General features: G+C 60.0%; 19 protein-coding genes and 2 pseudogenes. 7 read left to right on the forward strand and 14 right to left on the reverse strand.

Annotation, left to right across the window (positions count from 1 at the left end; all coding sequences use genetic code 11):
- Window positions 1-290 precede the first annotated feature (290 nt).
- Window positions 291-761, forward strand: a complete 471-nt coding sequence (locus CD58_RS12095) for a DUF1289 domain-containing protein (protein WP_025213254.1) — start codon at window positions 291-293, stop codon at window positions 759-761.
- Window positions 762-946: 185 nt separating this feature from the next.
- On the opposite strand, the gene CD58_RS12100 is transcribed toward CD58_RS12095, so the two are convergent.
- A complete protein-coding gene (locus CD58_RS12100; RefSeq protein WP_025213255.1) occupies window positions 947-1,810 on the reverse strand; it encodes a universal stress protein in 864 nt (287 codons plus the stop codon).
- 178 nt (window positions 1,811-1,988) lie between these two features.
- Here CD58_RS12100 and CD58_RS12105 point away from each other — a divergent pair, with 178 nt between their 5' ends.
- Window positions 1,989-2,594 (forward strand): tRNA-(ms[2]io[6]A)-hydroxylase, encoded by a 606-nt coding sequence (locus CD58_RS12105; protein WP_025213256.1) that lies wholly within the window; start codon window positions 1,989-1,991, stop codon window positions 2,592-2,594.
- 142 nt (window positions 2,595-2,736) lie between these two features.
- On the opposite strand, the gene CD58_RS12110 is transcribed toward CD58_RS12105, so the two are convergent.
- The 3 genes from CD58_RS12110 to CD58_RS12120 form a co-directional block, all read right to left on the reverse strand.
- Window positions 2,737-3,225 (reverse strand): GFA family protein, encoded by a 489-nt coding sequence (locus CD58_RS12110; protein ID WP_025213257.1) that lies wholly within the window; start codon window positions 3,223-3,225, stop codon window positions 2,737-2,739.
- A gap of 199 nt (window positions 3,226-3,424) precedes the next feature.
- Entirely contained in the window at window positions 3,425-4,039 is a 615-nt protein-coding gene (locus tag CD58_RS12115) for a DNA-3-methyladenine glycosylase family protein (RefSeq protein WP_025213258.1), read from the reverse strand.
- Window positions 4,040-4,062: 23 nt separating this feature from the next.
- The gene (locus CD58_RS12120; RefSeq protein ID WP_025213259.1) at window positions 4,063-5,145 is read right to left on the reverse strand and encodes a bifunctional transcriptional activator/DNA repair enzyme AdaA; all 1,083 of its coding nucleotides are present in this window, start codon (window positions 5,143-5,145) and stop codon (window positions 4,063-4,065) included.
- Between the two features lie 146 nt (window positions 5,146-5,291).
- On the opposite strand from CD58_RS12120, the gene CD58_RS31125 reads away from it, so the two are divergent.
- Window positions 5,292-5,750, forward strand: coding sequence for a hypothetical protein (locus CD58_RS31125; protein WP_025213260.1), 459 nt, complete (start codon window positions 5,292-5,294; stop codon window positions 5,748-5,750).
- A gap of 69 nt (window positions 5,751-5,819) precedes the next feature.
- Here the strand turns inward: CD58_RS31125 and CD58_RS12130 are convergent, their stop codons facing one another.
- Window positions 5,820-7,274, reverse strand: a complete 1,455-nt coding sequence (locus CD58_RS12130; protein WP_025213261.1) for a TrkH family potassium uptake protein — start codon at window positions 7,272-7,274, stop codon at window positions 5,820-5,822.
- Between the two features lie 200 nt (window positions 7,275-7,474).
- On the opposite strand from CD58_RS12130, the gene CD58_RS12135 reads away from it, so the two are divergent.
- Entirely contained in the window at window positions 7,475-8,062 is a 588-nt protein-coding gene (locus CD58_RS12135; protein ID WP_025213262.1) for a LysE family translocator, read from the forward strand.
- A gap of 169 nt (window positions 8,063-8,231) precedes the next feature.
- Here CD58_RS12135 and CD58_RS12140 read toward each other — a convergent pair whose 3' ends face one another.
- Window positions 8,232-9,056, reverse strand: a complete 825-nt coding sequence (locus tag CD58_RS12140) for a helix-turn-helix transcriptional regulator (RefSeq protein ID WP_025213263.1) — start codon at window positions 9,054-9,056, stop codon at window positions 8,232-8,234.
- Window positions 9,057-9,193: 137 nt separating this feature from the next.
- On the opposite strand from CD58_RS12140, the gene CD58_RS12145 reads away from it, so the two are divergent.
- Window positions 9,194-10,156 carry a sensor domain-containing diguanylate cyclase gene (locus tag CD58_RS12145; protein ID WP_025213264.1) on the forward strand — a complete coding sequence of 321 codons (963 nt, stop codon included), beginning with the start codon at window positions 9,194-9,196 and terminating at the stop codon, window positions 10,154-10,156.
- Window positions 10,157-10,853: 697 nt separating this feature from the next.
- On the opposite strand, the pseudogene CD58_RS31840 reads toward CD58_RS12145, so the two are convergent.
- Both CD58_RS31840 and CD58_RS31845 read right to left on the reverse strand, forming a co-directional pair.
- A pseudogene (locus tag CD58_RS31840) lies at window positions 10,854-10,955 on the reverse strand (transposase); the annotation flags it as partial.
- A 301-nt stretch (window positions 10,956-11,256) separates the two neighbouring features.
- Window positions 11,257-11,337 (reverse strand): annotated as a pseudogene (locus CD58_RS31845) (enoyl-ACP reductase); the annotation flags it as partial.
- 116 nt (window positions 11,338-11,453) lie between these two features.
- Between CD58_RS31845 and CD58_RS12150 the strand changes: the two are divergent.
- Together CD58_RS12150 and CD58_RS12155 are read left to right on the forward strand one after the other, a co-directional pair.
- Window positions 11,454-12,278 carry a lipid II-degrading bacteriocin gene (locus tag CD58_RS12150; RefSeq protein WP_025213265.1) on the forward strand — a complete coding sequence of 275 codons (825 nt, stop codon included), beginning with the start codon at window positions 11,454-11,456 and terminating at the stop codon, window positions 12,276-12,278.
- 6 nt (window positions 12,279-12,284) lie between these two features.
- Window positions 12,285-12,701, forward strand: a complete 417-nt coding sequence (locus tag CD58_RS12155; RefSeq protein WP_025213266.1) for a hypothetical protein — start codon at window positions 12,285-12,287, stop codon at window positions 12,699-12,701.
- Between the two features lie 53 nt (window positions 12,702-12,754).
- Here the strand turns inward: CD58_RS12155 and fabI are convergent, their stop codons facing one another.
- The 6 genes from fabI to CD58_RS12185 are packed head-to-tail and all read right to left on the reverse strand — an operon-like array spanning window position 12,755 to window position 20,965.
- Window positions 12,755-13,549 carry an enoyl-ACP reductase FabI gene (fabI, locus tag CD58_RS12160; protein WP_025213267.1) on the reverse strand — a complete coding sequence of 265 codons (795 nt, stop codon included), beginning with the start codon at window positions 13,547-13,549 and terminating at the stop codon, window positions 12,755-12,757.
- 19 nt (window positions 13,550-13,568) lie between these two features.
- Entirely contained in the window at window positions 13,569-15,179 is a 1,611-nt protein-coding gene (locus CD58_RS12165) for an ABC transporter ATP-binding protein (RefSeq protein ID WP_025213268.1), read from the reverse strand.
- Between the two features lies 1 nt (window position 15,180).
- Window positions 15,181-16,200 (reverse strand): ABC transporter permease, encoded by a 1,020-nt coding sequence (locus CD58_RS12170; protein WP_025213269.1) that lies wholly within the window; start codon window positions 16,198-16,200, stop codon window positions 15,181-15,183.
- A 1-nt stretch (window position 16,201) separates the two neighbouring features.
- Window positions 16,202-17,275 carry a microcin C ABC transporter permease YejB gene (locus CD58_RS12175; protein WP_025213270.1) on the reverse strand — a complete coding sequence of 358 codons (1,074 nt, stop codon included), beginning with the start codon at window positions 17,273-17,275 and terminating at the stop codon, window positions 16,202-16,204.
- Between the two features lie 4 nt (window positions 17,276-17,279).
- Entirely contained in the window at window positions 17,280-19,136 is a 1,857-nt protein-coding gene (locus tag CD58_RS12180) for an extracellular solute-binding protein (RefSeq protein ID WP_025213271.1), read from the reverse strand.
- Window positions 19,133-20,965 (reverse strand): extracellular solute-binding protein, encoded by a 1,833-nt coding sequence (locus CD58_RS12185; protein ID WP_025213272.1) that lies wholly within the window; start codon window positions 20,963-20,965, stop codon window positions 19,133-19,135. Before CD58_RS12185 ends, CD58_RS12180 begins: the two co-directional genes overlap by 4 nt.
- Window positions 20,966-21,234 lie beyond the last annotated feature (269 nt).

Raw genomic sequence — 21,234 nt, forward strand, 5'->3', positions numbered from 1 at the left:
CACAGAAGCTGCTTTCAAAGTTTTACGCCTGCAGAACGGGGAGCTGATGAGGGTTGGCGTTGGGCTTTCCCCGCTGGAAAGACCCTTCGCCAACACCGCTCTGAAGGAACGACTGTGCTCGTGACGCTTTGAAAACAGCTTCTAACGGACATTGGCGCCTTAAAAGGCTGGCTGATTCTACGGGAAAAAAAAATTAAAGGTAAGTTGGACCGTGAAGTTTGAAGGGGTGATCAATCTTAGACAAAGGGCTAACATGCCGGCCTGTCCTGCTTTTGCGTGTGCTTTTCCTTATGCCCAACCAGCTCATCAAGACCCCCTGTGTCGGCCTCTGCTCCACTGTCTACGGTGACTTGGTGTGCCGTGGCTGCAAGCGGTTCCACCATGAAGTGATTCACTGGAACGGCTACAACGAGGACGAAAAGCGCGCGGTGTGGATGCGCCTGGAGCAACTGCTGGTGCAGGTGATGGTGGCCAAGTTGGAGGTTTTCGACCCGCAATTGCTGCGCCAGCAGCTGGAGTCGCGCAAGATCCGCTTTGTGCCGCATCAGTCGGAATATTGCTGGGCCTACCAATTGATCGCCCGGGGCGCGCGCGTGATCAACAACCTGGAAGCCTACGGCATGGTGCTGATGCCGGAGTTTCGCGACTGGGACCTGCCGGACCTGCGCGACGCCATTGATCGGGAATTTTTCCTCCTGTCCGAAGCCCACTACCAGCGCTACATCGCGCCGGGGTTCCTGAAGGATGCGATTGGCGGCTGATCGCCGGCCATTTGTGCAAAGGAGCTCTTGTGCCAGGGAGCTTTTGTGGCGAGGGAGCTTGCTCCCGCTCGGCTGCGTAGCAGACGCCTGGGTTTTTCAGGACCAGAGATTTTTTAGATCAAGAGCGAGGGTCGCTTCGCAACCCAGCGGGAGCAAGCTCCCTCGCCACAAAGAGCTCATTCGCTTTATTCCTTGATCGCCAACTCCACCAGATGATCCTCGACCTCCTGCGGCTTGAGCACCAGCACGTCACTTTCGAGCGCATCAAGCACCGCTTCGGCGGTATTGCCGATCAGCACCCCTGACAACCCCGACCGCGCCACGGTGCCGATCACCGTCACGGCTGCCTGCAGCTTGCGCGCCATGAACGGGATCAACACGTCCGCCGGGCCTTCTTCGATGTGCAGGTGCTGGTCGTCGATGTCGAATTCAGCCTGGAACGCCCGGCATTGTTCGCGGTAACGGGCCTCGATGGTTTCCTTGAGCTGGAAGGTCGGGTCGGCGGACGAAAGCATCGGTGTGGGATGGGCGCTGATCACATGCAGGTGCGCCTTGGCCAGGGTGGCAATGTCGTAGCCGTGATCGATGATGGTGTTGTGCAGGTGACGGTGCTCGCCGTCGGCATTGCCAACGTCCACGGCCGCCAGAATCACCTTGTCCTTCCAGGAGCCTGCGGTTTTCACCAGCAGCACCGGGGTCGGGCAGTGGCGCAACAGTTTCCAGTCCGCCGGGGTCAAAAGGGCTTTTTTCAGCGGACTGTCGGGGAAGTGTTGCTTGATCACCAGGCCGCAACCCTCGGCCTGCTGCACGTCGATGATAGTTTCGTAGAGGCTTTCATTCCAGGCCTGCTCGGTGGTGACGCTGTAGCCGTCCGCCAGCAGCGCGGCCTTCAGTACGCCGAGCATGCCGGCATGGTCGTGCTTTTTGTCGCACACCAGCAGGTGCAGGTGGGCCTGGGTCACCCCGGCGATCAACTTGGCGCGCTTGAGCGCCAGGCTTTCCGAATGTTCGGGTTCTATGACCACCAGAATGCTGCGAATGGCTTGCATGATCGGCGTTCTCCTGCAATGAAAAGGCTGGCGTTGCTCAACTATAGTTGTTGTGGGGCAGTCTAGTTGCTATGGGGGAGTCGTTGACTTGATGCATATCAACAGCGGTGACTGGTGGTCTGGGGGCAGGCCGGTATAATCGGCGCCCTTCGCTCGACTACCTTTTCCCGTGAGCCCCATGATCCTTCCCGAAATTCACGAATTCCTTGGTTGCCGCACCCCCGATGCCTGGGTCCAGGCCGCGCTGGCTGACCAGGAAACCTTGCTGATCGACCACAAGAACTGCGAGTTCAAGGCCGCCAGCACCGCCCTGAGCCTGATCGCCAAGTACCATTCCCATGTCGACCTGATCAACCTGATGTCGCGCCTGGCCCGGGAAGAGCTGGTGCATCACGAGCAGGTCATGCGCTTGATGAAAAAGCGCAAGATCGGCTTGCGTCAGCTCTCCGCCGGGCGTTACGCCTCGGGGTTACGCAAGGTGGTACGCAGCCATGAGCCGGTCAAACTGGTGGACACCCTGGTGGTTGGCGCCTTCATCGAAGCCCGCAGTTGCGAGCGTTTCGAGGCCTTGGTGCCGCATCTGGACGAAGAACTGGGCAAGTTTTATTTCGGCTTGCTCAAAAGCGAGGCCCGGCACTTTCAGGGTTATTTGAAATTGGCGTACCAGTACGGTGATGCCAAGGACATTGCCCAGGTGATCGACAAGGTGCGTGAGGCCGAGCGGGAATTGATCGAATCACCGGATGTGGAGTTTAGGTTCCACAGTGGTGTGCCTGCTCGATAGTGCAGAGGTGTCGGTACTGACGTCATCGCGAGCAAGCTCGCTCCCACAGGGGATTTTCTGTGTACACATTATTTGTGAACACTGAAGAGTCAAATGTGGGAGCGAGCTTGCTCGCGATGGGGCCTTATGCAGCACTGCATCTCTAAGTGACCAGCCCCAGGCGTTCATGCCACTGGGCAATGGACTCCTTGGGATAGACCTCGAACTGCTGGTCGCCCTTATGCGCCTCGACCTCCACCCACGGCGCCTTGGAACCGAGCATCAGGTGGGTGTGCTCCGGCGGTACCGGCAGCGGTGTGTCGATGGCCGAGGCAAACGGGTGGATCAGCTCCGGCCATTCGGGGCTGAACAGCCATAGTCCCGAGCCGCACAGGGAACAGAAATGCCGTTCGGCGCTGCTGCGATGGGCGCGTTTTTCACCTTCGTCCTTGAGCCGCGCATGGTAGATCGAGATGTATTTGCGACCGCGCACCTTCAGGCTCTGGGCATCGCCCCCCAGGTTGATCGCAAAACCACCACCGCCCTGGGTCTTGCGACAGATCGAGCAGTAGCAGCGTTGATAAGGGTAGGGATGGGCACAGGCCAGGCTGAATGAAACCGCGCCGCAGTGGCAGGATCCTTCGAGCTGCATGGAAACCTCCAATCAGGGTTGGAATGATTCTGGGCAGTCTAGACGGTCAATGTTTTACCGTTGGATTGAGAGTGCCCCTGCAATCGCTTTCGCGAGCAAGCCCGCTCCCACAGGGGATTTGTGTCGTTCGCCAATTTCCTGCCCGTTTGCGGTCAGTGTGGGAGCGGGCTTGCCCGCGAAGGCGTCAGTACAGGCAATGTCACTTAGGCACCCGCCACAAATACCACGCCGCCACCGTTCGGTAAGGGCTCCAGGCCAGGCCAATATCGATCATCTGCCTGCGGCTGGGCTGCTGCTCCAGCCCCTTTAACCGTCGATACCCTTCGCGCACGCCAAAGTCATCGGCCGGCAGGATGTCCGGCCGCTCCAGGCTATAGATCAGCAGCATTTCCACGGTCCAGCGGCCGACGCCGCGCAACGCGGTCAAACGCTCCACCAGCGCTTCATCCTCCATGACCAGCGCCGTGGCGTAATCCGGCACCCGCCCGTCCAGGGCCGCCTGGGCGATGCCCTGGATGGTCGCGATCTTGCTGGCGGAAAACCCACAACTGCGCATTTGTTCAAAGTCAGTCGCCAGGATCTGCGCAGGCCTGGGGAATGTCAGCGCCGGGAACAGGGCCAGCAACCGACCCAGAATCGCATCGCCGGCCCTGGCGTGCAGTTGCTGATAGGCAATCGCCCGCACCAGGGCTTCATAGGGATCGCGGGCCGGCTTGGGTTGCAGCAGGCAGGGGCCGGTCGCCTCGACATGACGGCGCCAATCTTCGTCCAGACCCGCCAGAAAAACACTGGCGTCATGGTAGGGCACAGGCATCAGGTGCTCGTTCTCCAGGCCGATCAAAACGCCAGCGGCAGCGAAACCTGCACGGCGGCTTTTTCCAGCCGCAACAGAAACGCCTTGCGCGGCTGTCCGCCACCATAACCGGTCAACGAGCCGTCCGCACCGATCACCCGGTGGCAGGGAATGACGATGGCCAGGCGATTCTGCCCATTGGCCAGGCCCACGGCGCGGCTGGCGCCGGGGCTGCCGAGCAGGGTGGCGATGCCGCCGTAGCTGCGGGTTTCGCCATAGGGGATGTTCTGCAACTCGGCCCAGACTCGTACGGCGAAGGCGCTGCCGGGCATGTGCAGCGGGACGCTGAACGCAGTCAGTTTCCCGGCGAAATAGTCGGCCAGCTCGGTTTCGATCTGTTGCAAATGAACGTTGTGCCCCGGCGCGACGGTGTAGCCGTAGCGCTGCTGCAACTCTTCGATTTCCCGGGTCAGGGCCGGACGGTCGAGGAACTCCAGCAGCACCAGGCCACGCCGTTCGGCCATGGCCAGCATCGGCCCCAAGGGCGTGGTCAGGCGGGTGAACAACAAGGGTTCGCTGAGGGCGGCGCGGCCCGGCGTGATATGGAAGGATTTGACGAACGCGTCACGAAAACCGCTCAGTGACTCATAGCCGGAATCGAAAGCCGCATGGTCGATGGAGGCGCCCTCCTTGATGCCGCCCAGGGCGATACCCAGGCGGCGGGTACGCAAATACGCGTGAAAGGTCATGCCGAAATGTTGCTTGAACCAGCGCCGCAGTTTCAGCGGTTCGATGCCTTGTTCCAGCAGCAGGGCGTCGGTCCAGCGTAGATCGGGTTCGGCGTCCACGGCGTTGAGCAAGGTCTGGATCCAGTCCGGCGCGATGGCGGCGGCGTCCAGGGGTTTGCAGCGCAGGCAGGCCCGGTAGCCGGCCGACATGGCTTCGTCGGCATGGGCGAAGAACTCCACGTTTTCCGGTTTCGGCTTGCGCGCCGTGCAACCGGGACGACAGAAGATGCCAGTGGTCTTGACCGCAGTGAAGAACACCCCCTCGTAGGCGGTGTCTCGTTCGAGCATGGCGCGGACCATCTCGGCATGGGGCGGGAGCAGCGAGTCTTGTCGGTTCATGGGGCTGAGCATAAAACCATGGCTGGGACGGCTCCACCGAAAAATCGACAGTGAATTTTCCGCTCACTTGGTCGGATGCTCGCGAACAAAAATTGAACCATTGAGTCTTAAAGGTTCAACCGCTGTTTTTGTCTTTCGGAGACATCATGTCCAAACATAAGAAATCCCTCATTGCCGTTGCTGTCTGTGCCTTGATGCTGGGTGCCTCGGCCTTGCTGCCCGCCGACCTGTCGCCCATTGGCGCGAGCTACGCCGCCGGCGGTGGCAATGGTGGCGGTCATGGCGGTGGCGGTGGTGGTGGCAATGGCGGCGGTAACGGTGGCGGCAAGGGCAGTGGCAAATCCGGCGAATCCAGCGGCCTTGGCAAGGGCCTGGATAGCGACCACGTCGGCACCGCTACGCGCGATCATGGCGTGAGCGGCAAGCACATCGGAACCACCCGCACCGACCGCACCAGCAAGGCTTCGCTCACGTCGGGCATCGCCAAGGACCGTGATACTCGTGGCTTGACCAAGGCCTCCGCGATTTCTACGGCTACTCCGGGAACCCACAACACCAAGGGTCTGACCAACGCGACCAGTTCTTCGATCAAGAACGACCGCTGATCCCCAAAAAAAGCCGCGATGCCTGATTCAGGTGTCGCGGCTTTTTCACGTCTTGCAGTCGCGAAGCGTTCAATACTTCCAGAACACCGGGGTGAACAACACCAGCACCGTCAGGATTTCCAATCGACCCAGCAGCATACCTATGGTCAGCAGCCACTTCGCAGCGTCCGGCAAGGTCGAGAAGTTACCCGCTGGCCCGATGATCGTACCCAGTCCCGGGCCTACGTTGCACACTGCGGTGGCCGCGCCGGTCAAGGCGGTGGTCCAGTCCAGGCCGATCAACGCCAAGCCGAGGGCGATACCGCCAATGGTAATGGTGAAGAAAAACGAAAAGGTCAGCAGCGAGCGGGCGATCTCTTCGTCGATGGGATGGTTGTTGTATTTTTTTCGGATCACCGCCCGGGGATGAATCAGTTGTTTCAAGCTGCCCATCAGCAAGGCGCTGGCGACCTGGAAGCGAAATATCTTCAGTCCACCGGCCGTCGATCCCGAGCAACCGCCGACGAACGTCAGGTAGAAAAACAGCAGCAGGGCAAAACTGCCCCATAGCGTGTAGTCCCCCAGCGCCACGCCTGTGGTGGTGACCACCGACGTCACGTTGACCGCCACGATGCGGAGCGCGTCCCACCAGATGTAATCGCTGTTCAGGCTCAGCCAGGTCCCCACGATGAGCCAGGTGATGACCAGGAACCCGACGAACCCCCTGACTTGTTGGTCCTTGAACAGCGCGCGCGTGTTGCCGCGCAAGGTGGCGACATACAAGGTGAAGGGCAGCGAGCCGGCCATCATGACGATCACTGACACCCAGTGAATGGCCGGTTGAGGCCAATGCCCCAGGGATGCATCCGAGGTGGAAAAGCCGCCCGTGGAAATCAACGACATCGCATGGTTGATCGCCTCGAAGGGCGTCATGCCGGCCAACCACAAGGCCAGGGTGGCGAGGGCGGTCAAGCCGACGTAGATCCACAGGATGTAATTTGCCGCGACATGGGAGCGCGGTGTGACTTTCTCCGACCAGTCCGACGACTCGGTCTGGAACAGTCGCATGCCGCCGACCCGCAGCAGTGGCAGGATCGCCACCGCCATGCCGATAAAGCCGATTCCGCCGAGCCAGTGCAGCATCGAGCGCCAGATCAGCAGGCCGGGTGAGGCATTGTCCAGCCCGGTGAGGATGGTCGAACCGGTGGTGGTGATGCCCGACATGGTCTCGAAAAAGGCGTCGGTGTAGCTGATGTGCTGGATGAACACCATGGGCAGGGCGGCGAAGCTGCAGACGATGACCCAACTGGCGGTGGTCAGCAGGTACATGTCTCGCGGGCGCATCTGGGTGTGCGCGGGTCGACCGCGCGCCACCAGCGCGATGCCACAGACAAACGTGATCAGGCTCGACCACAGGAACGCCGACAGGTCATCGTTACGCTGGTACATGACAAGCGTCAAAAGCGGGATCGCCATACTGGCGGCTAGGGTGATCAAGAAAATGCCGAGGATGAAGCCGATGAACCGCACTACCGCAAGGGACATGGGACGCGCCTGAATAAATGAGCCGCACAGTATTGTTTTCGTGGAGCGACCGCTGCGTAAAGTTTGCGTAAAAAGAGCTGGAAGTGATGCCGCTTCGCGAGGTGGTGATTGGCCCTCTTCATTGGGCAGTTTTGTTCAATACCTACAGTGATTGGCCGTTTACCTTGATCGCCACCTCACAGACATGAAGAAGATATGCGATGAGTCTGATTCTTTCCATGGCGGCATTTGCCTTGGTCGCCTCCATCACGCCTGGGCCGGTCAACATTGTGGCCCTCAGTTCCGGGGCCCGGTATGGATTTCGAGCAACCTTGCGTCATGTGGCGGGGGCGACCCTGGGGTTTGTCTTGTTGCTGGTGCTGATGGGGCTTGGGTTGCATGAAGTGCTGCAGCGCTGGCCTGGGCTCACGCGGGTGGTGCAACTGGGGGGCGTGGCGTTTCTGTTGTTCATGGCGTGGAAGCTGGCGATGGACAACGGGCATTTGAGCGCCAAGGACGAGGACCGGGCACCGTCGATGTTCTACGGCGCGCTGATGCAATGGCTCAATCCCAAGGCCTGGTTGGCCTGCGTGGCGGGGATGGGCGCGTTCGTGGCCGATGGCGAGGCACGGCTGGTGTGGCAGTTTGCGGCAGTTTATCTGGTGATCTGTTACGTCTCGGTGGGCTGCTGGGCTTATGCCGGCAGTTTTCTGCGTACCTGGCTGGGCAATCCGGCGAGCATGCGCCTGTTCAACCGAGCGATGGCGGTGTTGCTGGTGGCAAGCGCGGTGTATTTGCTCTTGCCTTGAGTCAAACGCCGCTGTTGTGGCGGCAACCGCCATTTTTCAGACCGGAGCGCTGTTGTGGCGAGGGAGCTTGCTCCCGCTCGACTGCGCAGCAGTCGCCCAGAATCAAGGGCTACTGCGTAGCCTAGCGGGAGCAAGCTCCCTCGCCACAGAGGTATGTGGGGAGTCGGCATCAACCGCGATACTGGCCCGGCGTAGCCGCCAGGTGTTGCTTAAAGGCTCGCTGGAAATGCGCCTGGTCGGCAAACCCGCTGTCCAGCGCCACGTCGGCGATCAGCTTGCCTTCGCGTAGTTGGCGGCGGGCGAACTGGATCCGGCGGTTGACCAGGAAGGCATGGGGCGTCATCCCGTAATGACGCTTGAAGGCGCGGCTCAGGTAAGACGGCGAGAGTTGTGCCGCGGTGCAGATATCTTCGAGCTTCAACGCTTCGGTGCAGTGGTCGTGGATGAACTGCGCCGCGCGCATCAAACCCGGATGGCTGCCCCGGTCCGGACGGCCGGCAGGGTTGAGCCGTTGTTGCAGATCGGTAAAAAACGCCTCGGCGGCGGCGCGCTTGCGGTCGGTGTCGAGCCGCTCATCCACCAATTGTTCATACAACCCTTGCAGCGCGGCAAATAGCTCGACGTCGCGACTGTGGGTCGTGGAGAAACTCTGGAACTCCAGGGTTTCATCGAAGCCGATACGGCGTTGCAAATCCCTGAGCCACTGGGTATCGACGTACAGCATTACATACGACCATGGCTCATCGTCGATCGGGTTGCACGCATGGACATCGCCGGGGTTCATCAGCACCACCGTGCCGCTCTGCACCTGGAAATTCGACCGCTCGTGAATATACGTGCTGCGCCCGGCGGTGATCGCTCCGATGGAAAAGTGGTCATGGGAGTGGCGGGAATAGCAGACCTTGCGCCCATCGGCGATGGCCCGGGCTTCGATGAAGGGCAGGGCCGCGTCGCGCCAGAAGCGTGGGGCGGCATCATGGGTGGCGTGCTTCATCGCTCAACGTCCTCGTCTTGAACCTGTGAAGCAGTGTATTAGCCCTCGCCGGCAAATGCCCGATTGATTTGGCCATTGGGTTTGAAGGGGGGTGGGCCTGGACTAGACTTCAAGAAGTCCCGCCCATGGAGTTCCCGATGCTTGCGCCAGGTAAACCGGACAACGAAGCCGTTCGCCTCAAGAATTTGCACTCGCTCAAACTGCTCGACACCGCGCCCGAGGAGCGGTTTGACCGCCTGACCCGGCTTGCCCGGCGCTTGTTTGATGTGCCTATTGCGCTGGTATCCCTGGTGGACAGCAACCGGCAATGGTTCAAGTCCCGTACCGGCCTGGATGCCTGCGAAACCTCGCGGGAGATTTCCTTCTGCGGGCATGCGATTTTGCAGGATCAGATCCTGGAGATCCGCGACGCGAAACAGGATGAGCGGTTTCACGACAACCCGCTGGTCACGGATACGCCTGGCATTCGCTTCTACGCGGGGTATCCATTGGGGCTGGCGGATGGCAGCAAGCTCGGTACGTTGTGCCTGCTCGACACCCGACCGCGCACGCTCAATGATGAAGAGCGCGAGTTGCTGCGTGACCTGGCGCGCATGGCCGAGCAGGAAATGATTGCCGTGCAGATGGCGAGCATGGACGAACTGACCCTGCTGTCCAATCGACGCGGCTTCAAGATGCTGGCCCAGCACGCATTGAGCGTTTGCGACCGCCTGTCGCGCCCGGCGACGTTACTGTTCTTCGATCTCAATGATTTCAAATCCATCAATGATCGCTTCGGGCATGCCGAGGGCGACGCGGCGCTGAAGACATTCGCCGATGTGCTGCGCATCGCCTTTCGCGAAAGCGATGTGATCGGCCGTTTGGGCGGCGATGAGTTCGTGGCATTGCTCACCGGCTCTTCCCATGTTGAGACTTCGACGATTGTGGCGCGGCTCGAGGAAATCCTCGATGAGCGAAATGCGATGCTGCATCGCGGCTATGACATCCACTTCAGCGTGGGCCAGATCGAATACGACCCCCGGCGGCATTCGTCAATCGACAGCCTGCTGGCCGACGCGGATGCGGCCATGTATGCCCAGAAACAGGCGCTACGCCGCTGACTGTGGAGTCGGGTTGACGGCGTACATTCAGCATTGATGCCAGCTGACCCACCGCTTTCGCGAGCAAGCCCGCTCCCACAGGGGATTTGTGGTGGATGTGAGTTCTTTGAACACCCCGGGACCAATGTGGGAGCGGGCTTGCCCGCGAAGGCGTCAGCACAGCCAACATCCCTGCCAGCTGACCCACCGCTTTCGCGAGCAAGCCCGCTCCCACAGGGGATTTGTGGTGGATGTAAGTTCTGTGAACACCCCAAACCAATGTGGGAGCGGGCTTGCCCGCGAAGGCGTCAGTACAGCCAATATCCCTGCCAGCTGACCCACCGCTTTCGCGAGCAAGCCCGCTCCCACAGGGGATTTGTGGTGGATGTGAGTTCTTTGAACACCCCGGGACCTGTGGGAGCGGGCTTGCCCGCGAAGACGGCGGCACATCCAACATCCCTGCAGATTGACCCACCGCCATCGCGAGCAAGCTCGCTCCCACAGGGGATTTGTGGTGGATGTGAGTTCTTTGAACACCCGGGATCAATGTGGGAGCGGGCTTGCCCGCGAAGGCGTCAGTACAGCCAATCTCCATGCAGATTGACCCACCGCCATCGCGAGCAAGCTCGCTCCCACAGAGGAGTTGTGGTGGATGTGAGTTCTTTGAACACCCCGGGACCAATGTGGGAGCGGGCTTGCCCGCGAAGACGTCAGCACAGCCAATATCCAGGCTGGCGCAGACTTCGGGAACCGACTGTCCCTCGTCCAGCACCATGCTGGCCGCTTTGAGTTTGAACTCACTGGAGTAAGATTTACGCATAACCAAAACACCTCAGATTTGGGCGCCATCATAGCGCCCGAATGAAGTGTCCAAAATCATTAGGCCAGTTCAAGCTCGCTCCCACAGAGGATGTGTGGTGGGCGCGACTTCTATGAACACCTGGAACCAATGTGGGAGCGAGCTTGCTCGCGATGACGGCGGTATATTCAGCATTAATGCAAGCTGACCCACCGCTATCGCGAGCAGGCTCGCTCCCACAGGGGATTTTTGGTGGGCATAAAAAAACGCCGCTTGTCCTTTTCAGGGCAAGCGGCGTTTTTACGCAGGGCCGAAGTGAAGATTACTCTTCGAGGTTACCCATGGCCGTGGTGTTGAAGCCGCCGTCCACGCACATGACTTCACCGCTGATGCCAGAAGCAACGCAATAAATATGTACCGCACCAAGGGTATGGGAAATACGCAGAATGAGTTTTTCGCATCGTGTGATGCGGATTCATAACTGCAGTGTTATCCATTACTCACTTGGCGAGTACCCGTATGAATACCGAATTACCCCCGACATTTGTTTACCCCGATGATTTCGGAACCTCACGTGGAAGTGGTAGAGGTCTTCCAAACCCTGCGCCAATGGCGATGATTGGAAAAATGATTCAAGAGCGAAACTCGGCTTACGCAAGAGGCCACTGGCCTCAAATGTTGCAGCGTCATCTCAAAGCCATGGTTAATAACCGTCCCATTCGCTACGGATTGGACGGCATTATCATAGGTGAGTTGAAAGTCGCCCACGGCGCTGATTTAGTCATGTTGAGGAATTCAACACTCAACACCGCTGACGCCTGGAATCTCGGGATCAAGGAAGGGGCAAAGATCAAGAATACGGGCCAGTTGGCCATTGAGCAGGAATTCTCGGGTGGGATCTTTACTCCCTTCAAAGCGTTTAGTCATTGGCTTCTGGGGAAGGGCAAGCCTGTCAGCGTCCGGCTGGATAGAATTGGTATCAGCCCTACGCCAAGCAAAATTCCAGATTTGATGGCGATTATTAATACGGCGGGTGTAGGAGTTACCAGCGTCAATCTCAAGATGCCTTATTCCACGGCCCAGGACTCAAACGTCGCACGGATCTACCTTGGAAACATTACGCTTCAAATTACTGGAGACGTTACTCGATATGCATCAGGTACTCTCAAGTTCTCCGGAAAGATCAAAGCGTACTCGGATCGTTATGATGCTAATGCCAGCAGTCATAGGGCTGCCTTTGATGAGCAAGCCACGAGCGCGCTCCGTGAAGTGGGAAGGGTCGCCAACGCACGGGATTATGAAATTCGAATCACTGGCGAGCTGCCAATCAATTTCTCTAGGTAAGTAGCCATGGCAGCAGGAAGAAACACATTAAGTCTCGCCGCCATTGCTTCAGTGATGGGCGCATGCGCATTGTTGTTCTTTTTTGCGCTGGAGGGTGTCTCGGAAAATCCCAATGATTTAAGTGATACCCGGGGTATTCCCGCGGTAGCGATGTACACGGTCATGCTGATCATCTTGACCGCCGCTTCGGTGGCCCTGACGGGGTTGGGTTATCTGTTTCAAAGGCTTCTAAGGCGACGTGCTTTCAAATGGCGCATTGGCATGTATGCGTTGACCAATGTCCTGCTTTTCCTTACGTCGCTCATGGGGACGTTCGTCGCCGCCATCTACACGTACGACACCATCGCAGGTGTATTGGGGGGGCTGCTGTTTGTGTTCTCCCTTGTGTTGGTTCTGATTGGTTTTCCACGGAAATCGGGATAAAAAAAGCCGCGGGCCCTTTGCAGGGCCCGCGGCTTTTTTATGCGCGGTGAAGATTACTCTTCGAGGTTACCCATGGCGGTGGTGTTGAAGCCGCCGTCCACGTACATGATTTCACCGCTGATGCCCGACGCCAGGTCCGAGCACAGGAAGGCGCCGGCGTTGCCGACTTCTTCGATGGTGACGTTGCGACGCAGCGGGGTTTGCGCTTCGTTGGCGGCCAGCATCTTGCGGAAGTTCTTGATGCCAGAAGCGGCGAGGGTGCGGATCGGGCCGGCCGATACGCAGTTGACGCGGGTGCCGTCCGGGCCCAGGGAGCCGGCCAGGTAGCGCACGCCAGCTTCCAGGGAAGCCTTGGCCATGCCCATGACGTTGTAGTTCGGCATGGTGCGCTCGGCGCCCAGGTACGACAGGGTCAGCAGGCTGCCGTTGCGGCCTTTCATCATTTCGCGACCGGCCTTGGCCAGGGCTACGAAGCTGTAGGCGCTGATGTCGTGGGCAATGCGGAAACCTTCGCGGGTGGTGGCTTCGGTGAAGTCGCCGTCCAACTGGTCGCCCGGGGCGAAGCCCACGGAGTGCACGATGCAGTCCAGGCCGTCCCACTTCTTGCTCAGTGCTTCGAAGACCTTGGCGATTTCTTCATCGCTGGCCACGTCGCACGGGAAGCACAGTTCAGGGCTCGAGCCCCAGCCTTGTGCGAACTCTTCGACACGACCCTTGAGTTTGTCGTTCTGATAAGTGAAGGCAAGCTCAGCGCCCTCGCGATGCATGGCGGCGGCGATGCCGGATGCGATGGACAGCTTGCTGGCGACACCGACGATCAGTACGCGCTTACCGGCGAGAAAACCCATGTGTTGCTCCTCTTTCAGGTTATTCGGCAGCTGTTGGGGCCAGGAAGGCGGCCTCCAGCAACTGCTGTGTATAGGGGTGTTGCGGCGCGGCGAATATGCTGCGGGCATCACCTTGTTCGACCACTTGGCCATGCTTGACCACCATCAACTGGTGGCTCAGCGCTTTGACGACAGCCAGGTCATGGCTGATAAACAGGTACGTCAGGTTGTACTTGGTTTGCAATGACCGCAACAGCTCCACCACCTGGCGTTGCACGGTACGGTCCAGGGCCGACGTCGGTTCATCCAGCAGAATCAACGCCGGCTTGAGCACCAGGGCCCGGGCAATGGCGATACGCTGCCGTTGCCCTCCGGAAAATTCATGGGGGTAGCGGTTCCGGGTTTCCGGATCCAGGCCTACCTCCTTCAATGCCGCGATTATCGCCTGTTCCTGTTCGGCTTCGCTGCCGATTTTGTGGATCCGCAGGCCTTCACCGACGATCTGGCTCACACACATCCGTGGGCTCAGGCTGCCGAACGGGTCCTGAAACACCACTTGCATCTCCCGGCGCAGCGGCCGGACCTGTTGCTGCGTCAGGCTATCGAGCTGCTTGCCTTCGAAACGAATCCCACCCTGGCTGCCGATCAACCGCAAGATCGCCAGGCCCAAGGTGGACTTGCCGGAACCGCTTTCGCCGACGATGCCCAGGGTCTGGCCCTGGGGCAGGCTGAAGCGGATCCCGTCCACGGCCTTGATGTAGTCCACCGTGCGCTTGAACAAACCTTTCTTGATCGGGAACCAGACTTTCAGGTCCTCGACCTGCAACAGCGGCGGGCCGACGACGTTGGTCGCCGGGGTGCCGCTGGGCTCGGCGGCCAGCAGTTCCCGAGTGTACGGATGCTGCGGCGCGCGGAACAACTCTTCGCACGATGCCTGTTCGACGATGCAACCGCGCTGCATGACACATACGCGGTGAGCAATTCTTCGCACCAGGTTCAAATCGTGGCTGATCAGCAGCAGCGACATGCCCAATCGCGCCTGCAATTGCTTGAGCAATTCGAGGATTTTCAGCTGGACGGTGACGTCCAGGGCCGTGGTCGGCTCGTCGGCGATCAGCAGTTCCGGCTCGTTGGCCAGGGCCATGGCGATCATCACCCGCTGGCGCTGGCCACCGGACAATTCGTGGGGCAGGGCCTTGAGGCGCTTATGGGGCTCGGGAATGCCAACCAGCTCCAGCAACTCAAGAGTCCGGCGGGTCGCGACCTTGCCGGTCAGGCCCTTGTGAATGCCGAGCACTTCATTGATCTGCTTCTCGATGGAGTGCAGCGGGTTCAGGGACGTCATCGGTTCCTGGAAGATCATCGCGATCCGGTTGCCCCGGATATGACGGATGGTTTTTTCTTTCAGTCCCAGCAAATTCTGCCCGGCATACTGGATGGTCCCGGTTGGATGATGGGCCAGCGGGTAGGGCAGCAGTCGCAGGATCGAGTGGGCAGTGACCGACTTGCCTGAGCCGCTTTCACCCACCAGGGCCAGGGTTTCGCCGCGCTTGATATCGAAGCTGACGCCCTCGACCACCCGCTGGCGGCGTTCGCCGACAATGAATTCTACCGCCAGGTCGCGCACTTCGATCAAATTGTCCTGGTTCATTTCACTTCCTCGGATCGAAGGCATCGCGAGCGGACTCGCCGATGAACACCAACAGGCTCAGCATCAGGGCCAGCACGGCGAACGCACTCATGCCCAGCCATGGCGCCTGGAGGTTGGATTTGCCCTGGGCCACCAGCTCGCCCAGGGACGGCGCGCCGGGAGGCAAGCCGAAGCCGAGGAAATCCAGGGCGGTGAGGGTGCCGATGGCGCCAGTGAGGATGAACGGCATGAACGTCATGGTCGAGACCATGGCGTTGGGCAAGATGTGGCGGAACATGATCGCCCCGTTCTGCATGCCCAGCGCCCGCGCCGCACGCACGTATTCCAGGTTGCGCCCGCGCAGGAACTCGGCGCGCACCACGTCCACCAGGCTCATCCAGGAAAACAGCAGCATGATCCCCAGCAGCCACCAGAAGTTCGGCTGCACGAAACTGGCGAGGATGATCAGCAGGTACAGCACCGGCAGCCCGGACCAGATCTCCAGGAAACGCTGGCCGGCCAGGTCGACCCAACCGCCATAGAAGCCCTGCAAGGCGCCGGCGATCACGCCGATGATCGAGCTGAGCACTGTCAGCGTCAGGGCGAACAGCACCGAGATGCGAAAGCCGTAGATCACCCGCGCCAGGACATCGCGGCCCTGGTCGTCGGTGCCCAGCCAGTTCATGGCGGAGGGCGGTGCCGGGGCCGGGACCTTCAGGTCGTAATTGATGCTCTGGTAGCTGAACGGAATTGGCGCCCACAGCACCCAGGCGTCCTTGGCCGCCAGCAGTTCACGGATGTACGGGCTCTTGTAGTTGGCTTCCAGCGGGAATTCGCCGCCGAAGGTGGTTTCCGGGTAGCGCTTGAGGGCCGGGAAATACCAGCCATCGTCGTAATGCACCACCAGGGGCTTGTCGTTGGCGATCAACTCGGCGCCCAGGCTCAGCCCGAACAGGATCAAAAACAGCCACAGTGACCACCAGCCACGCTTGTTGGCCTTGAACAGTTCGAAGCGGCGGCGATTGAGAGGCGACAGGTTCATCTCAATGCTCCCGGCTTTCGAAGTCGATGCGCGGATCGACAAAGGTGTAGGTCAGGTCGCCGATCAGCTTCACCACCAACCCCAGCAGGGTGAAGATGAACAGGGTGCCGAACACCACCGGGTAATCGCGGTTGATGGCCGCCTCGAAACTCATCAGCCCAAGGCCGTCGAGAGAGAAGATCACTTCCACCAGCAAGGAACCGGTGAAGAAGATCCCGATGAACGCGGAGGGGAAACCGGCGATCACCAGCAACATGGCATTGCGAAACACGTGGCCGTAGAGCACCCGATGACGGGTCAGGCCCTTGGCCTTGGCGGTGACCACGTATTGCTTGTTGATTTCGTCGAGGAAGCTGTTCTTGGTCAGCAGGGTCATGGTGGCGAAGTTGCCGATCACCAGGGCGGTCACGGGCAAGGCCAGGTGCCAGAAGTAATCGAGGATCTTGCCGCCCGTGCTCAGTTGGTCGAAGTTATTGGAGGTCAGTCCGCGCAACGGGAACCAATCGAAATAACTGCCGCCGGCAAACACCACGATCAGCAGGATGGCGAACAGGAACGACGGGATTGCATAGCCGACGATGATCGCCGAACTGGTCCACACGTCGAAATGGCTGCCGTGTCGCGTGGCCTTGGCGATCCCCAGCGGGATCGACACCAGGTACATGATCAGCGTGCTCCATAGCCCGAGGGAAATGGAGACCGGCATCTTTTCCTTGATCAGGTCGATGACCTTGGCATCGCGAAAGAAACTGTCGCCGAAATCCAGGTGGGCGTAGTTCTTGATCATGATCCACAGGCGTTCGGGGGCCGACTTGTCGAAGCCGTACATGCGCTCGATTTCCTTGACCAGCCCCGGGTCCAGGCCCTGGGCGCCGCGATAGGAAGACCCGGCCACCGAGACTTCGGCTCCACCGCCGGCAATTCGGCTGGTGGCGCCTTCGAAACCTTCGAGCTTGGCGATCATCTGCTCCACTGGCCCGCCGGGCGCGGCCTGGATGATGACGAAGTTGATCAACAGGATGCCGAACAGGGTGGGGATGATCAGCAGCAGCCGCCTAAAGATATAAGCCAGCATCGGGTTACTCCACGCTCACTGGAGCGGTGTTGATCTGTTGTTCCATGACTTGTTTTTCTACCTCGATGGCCGGCTTGGTGTCCGGCTTGACCCACCAGGTGGTGGTGCCGATGTCATAGGTCGGCGTGATTTTCGGATGGCCGATGTGGTTCCAGTAGGCGACGCGCCAGGTCTTGATGTGCCAGTTGGGAATCACGTAATAGCCCCATTGCAGCACCCGGTCCAGCGCCCGGGCGTGGGCCACCAGGCTCTTGCGCGAATCGGCGTTGATCAGTTGCTCCACCAATTGGTCCACGGCCGGATCCTTCAGGCCCATGGTGTTGCGGCTGCCGGGCTTGTCGGCGGCGGCCGTCATCCAGAACTCACGCTGCTCGTTACCCGGCGAGCTGGATTGCGGGAAGCTGCCCACCACCAGGTCGAAATCCCGGGAGCGCACACGGTTGATGTACTGGGACACGTCCACACGGCGAATCACCAGTTCAATGCCCAGGTCGCTCAGGTTGCGCTTGAACGGCAGTAGCACTCGCTCGAATTCGGTCTGGGCCAGCAGGAACTCCAGCACCACCGGTTTGCCTTGGGCGTCGACCATTTTGTCGTCGACGATGCGCCAGCCGGCTTCTTGCAGTAATTGGTAAGCCTTGCGCTGGTGGTCGCGGATCATGCCGCTGCCGTCGCATATCGAGGGTTGGAAGGCTTCGCTGAACACCTGCTCGGGAATCTTGCCGCGCAGGGGTTCGAGAATCTTCAGCTCGTCTTCGCCGGGCAGGCCGGTAGCGGCCATTTCCGAATTTTCGAAATAGCTGCGAGTGCGGGCGTAAGCGCCGTTGAACAGTTGCTTGTTGGTCCACTCGAAATCCAGCAGCAGGCTCAAGGCCTTGCGCACCCGCACGTCCTGGAAGATCGGGCGGCGCAGGTTGTAGACAAAGCCCTGCATGCCGGTGGGGTTGCCGTTGGGGATCTGTTCCTTGATCAACCGACCCTCGGCCACGGCCGGGATGTTGTAGGCGTTGGCCCAGTTCTTGGCGGTCATTTCCAGCCAGAAATCGAATTGCCCGGCTTTCAGGGCCTCGACCGCGACAGTGTTGTCGCGGTAGTAGTCGGTGGTCAGTACGTCGAAATTGTAGAAACCGCGATTGACCGGCAGGTCCTTGCCCCAATAGTCCTTCACGCGCTCATAGCGAATCGAGCGTCCGGCCTTCACCTCGGCGACCTTGTAAGGGCCGCTGCCGAGAGGGATCTCCAGGTTGCCTTTGTTGAAGTCGCGCTCGGCCCACCAGTGTTTTGGCAATACCGGCAATTGGCCGAGGATCAACGGCAATTCGCGGTTGTTGGTGTGCTTGAACTTGAACAGCACTTTGAGCGGGGTTTCGGCGATCACTTCGGCGACGTCGTTGTAATAGCCGCGGAACATCGGGGCGCCGTCCTTGGTCAGGGTCTGGAAGCTGAAGACCACGTCTTCGGCGCGCACCGGATGACCATCATTGAAGCGGGCTTCGGGGCGCAGGTAGAAGCGCACCCAGCCATTGTCGGGGGCTTTCTCGATCTTTTCGGCGATCAGGCCGTATTCGGTGAAGGGTTCGTCCAGGCCCTGCTTGGCCAGGGTGTCGTAGATCAGGCCGATGTCATCGGCCGGTACACCTTTGCTGATGAACGGGTTGAGGCTGTCGAAGCCGCCAAACCCGCCCTGGCGGAACACGCCGCCCTTGGGGGCGTCGGGGTTCACGTAGTCGAAGTGCTTGAAGTCGGCCGGGTATTTCGGTGGTTCGTTGTACAAGGTCAAGGCGTGCTGCGGCGCGGCGCAGGCCAGCCCGGCGAATAACAGGCTGCTGGCCTGCAGGAGCAGGGCGCGAAAAGGCTTCATTGATCTTTCTCCGAAGATTTCAGCCACCACGCGCTCAGGCCCAGGGTGTAGGGCGGCGTGGTGACGAAGGCGAACCGGTTGCGGTACGCCAGGCGATGATAATTGAGATACCAGTTGGGGATGCAGTAGTGCTGCCACAGCAACACACGGTCCAGGGCCTTGCCGGCGGCGACCTGTTCGTCGCGGGTTCGGGCGGCCAGCAGCTTTTCCAACAAGTGATCGACCACGGGGCTGGCGATCCCCGCGTAGTTTTTGCTGCCCTTGACTCCGACCTGGCTGGAATGGAAGTACTGCCATTGTTCCAGGCCCGGGCTGAGGGTCTGGCCCAGGGTCAGCAGGATCATGTCGAAGTCGAACTGGTCCAGGCGCTGTTTGTACTGGGCGCGGTCCACCGTGCGCAGCCGGGCCTGGATGCCGATGCTGGCGAGGTTTTCAACGTAGGGTTGCAGGATGCGCTCCAGGTTCGGATTCACCAAGAGGATCTCGAAGGTCAGGGGCTGGCTGTCGGCGTTCACCAGTCGTTGGCCGTTGAGGGTCCAACCGGCGTCCTTCAAGAGTGCCAAGGCTTTGCGCAGGGTTTCCCGGGGAATGCCGCGACCATCGGTTTTGGGCAAGCTGAAGGGTTCGGTGAGCAGTTTGGGCGGCAATTGTTCACGGTAGGGCTTGAGCAGCAGCCATTCGTGGCCCACCGGAAGGCCGCTGGCAGAGAATTCGCTGTTGGGGTAATAGCTGAGGGTGCGTTTGTAGGCGCCGCTGAACAGCGTGCGGTTGGTCCACTCGAAATCGAACATCAGCCCCAAGGCCTCGCGAACCTTGACCTCGGCGAACGTGCTGCGCCGGGTATTCATGAACAGGCCCTGGGTCTGGGTCGGGATCTGGTGAGGGATCTGAGCCTTGATCACGTCGCCGCGCTTGATCGCCGGGAAATCATAGCCGTTGGCCCAATTCTTGGCCTGATGCTCGATGTAGATGTCGAATTCACCGGCCTTGAAGGCTTCGAAGGCGACTTCGCTGTCGCGGTAGAACTCCACGTCCATTCGGTCGAAGTTGTATTTGCCGCGATTGACCGGCAGGTCCTTGCCCCAGTAATCCTTGACCCGTTCGAACACCAGTTGACGACCCGGCTGCACTTTGGTGATGCGATAGGGCCCGCTGCCCAGCGGCGGCTCGAACGTGGTGGCCTTGAAGTCGCGGCCTTTCCAGTAATGCTGGGGCAGCACCGGCAACTCGCCCAGGCGCAGGATCAGCAGCGGATTGCCTGCGCGCTTGAAGACAAAGCGGATTTTCAGCGGGTTGAGAATGTCGACCCGCAGCACTTCCTGCAGGTTGGTGCGGTATTGCGGGTGACCGTCCTTGAGCAGGGTTCTATAGGAGAACGCCACGTCATAGGCGGTAATCGGCACACCATCGTGAAATCGCGCTTCGGGCCGCAGGTTGAACACCACCCAACTGCGGTCTTCGCTGTACTCCACCGATTGGGCGATCAGGCCGTAGCTCGACGTCGGTTCATCACCGGACGGTGCGTACTGGCCGGTGCCGATCATCAGCGGTTCGTTCAGCTCGTTGATGCCGTATTGCAGGAAATTCGGCGTGGAGACCGGGCTGCTGCCCTTGAACGTGTAGGGGTTGAGCGTATCGAAGGTGCCAAATGCCATGACCCGCAAGGTACCGCCCTTGGGCGCTTGCGGATTGACCCAATCGAAGTGGGTGAATCTGGCCGGGTACTTGAGCGTGCCGAACTGCGCATAGCCATGGCTTTCGCTGATGGTTGCGCTGGCGGGAGAACTCAAGGCCAGGCTGATCAGGAGCAGGAGGAGGGGACGTATCAAGTCTGAGATTCGATCCAGGCGGCTTGGGCTTTTATGGCCTGTACAGTAACAGCTTGTATCGGCAGGAAAAAGGCGGGTTTTAGCGGGGAATGTCAGTAAGGTGGTGGATATCCGTCGAGCACGGAACCTGTGGCGAGGGGATTTATCCCCGCTGGGTTGCGAAGCGACCCCATCCCAACTTCCTTAAACACCGTGGTGCCTGGCTTTAGGGCTGCTTCGCAGCCCAACGGGGATAAATCCCCTCACCACAAAAATCCCCTCGGCCACCG

It is taken from the genome of Pseudomonas brassicacearum (assembly GCF_000585995.1).
Classification (GTDB): Bacteria; Pseudomonadota; Gammaproteobacteria; order Pseudomonadales; family Pseudomonadaceae; genus Aquipseudomonas; species Aquipseudomonas brassicacearum_A.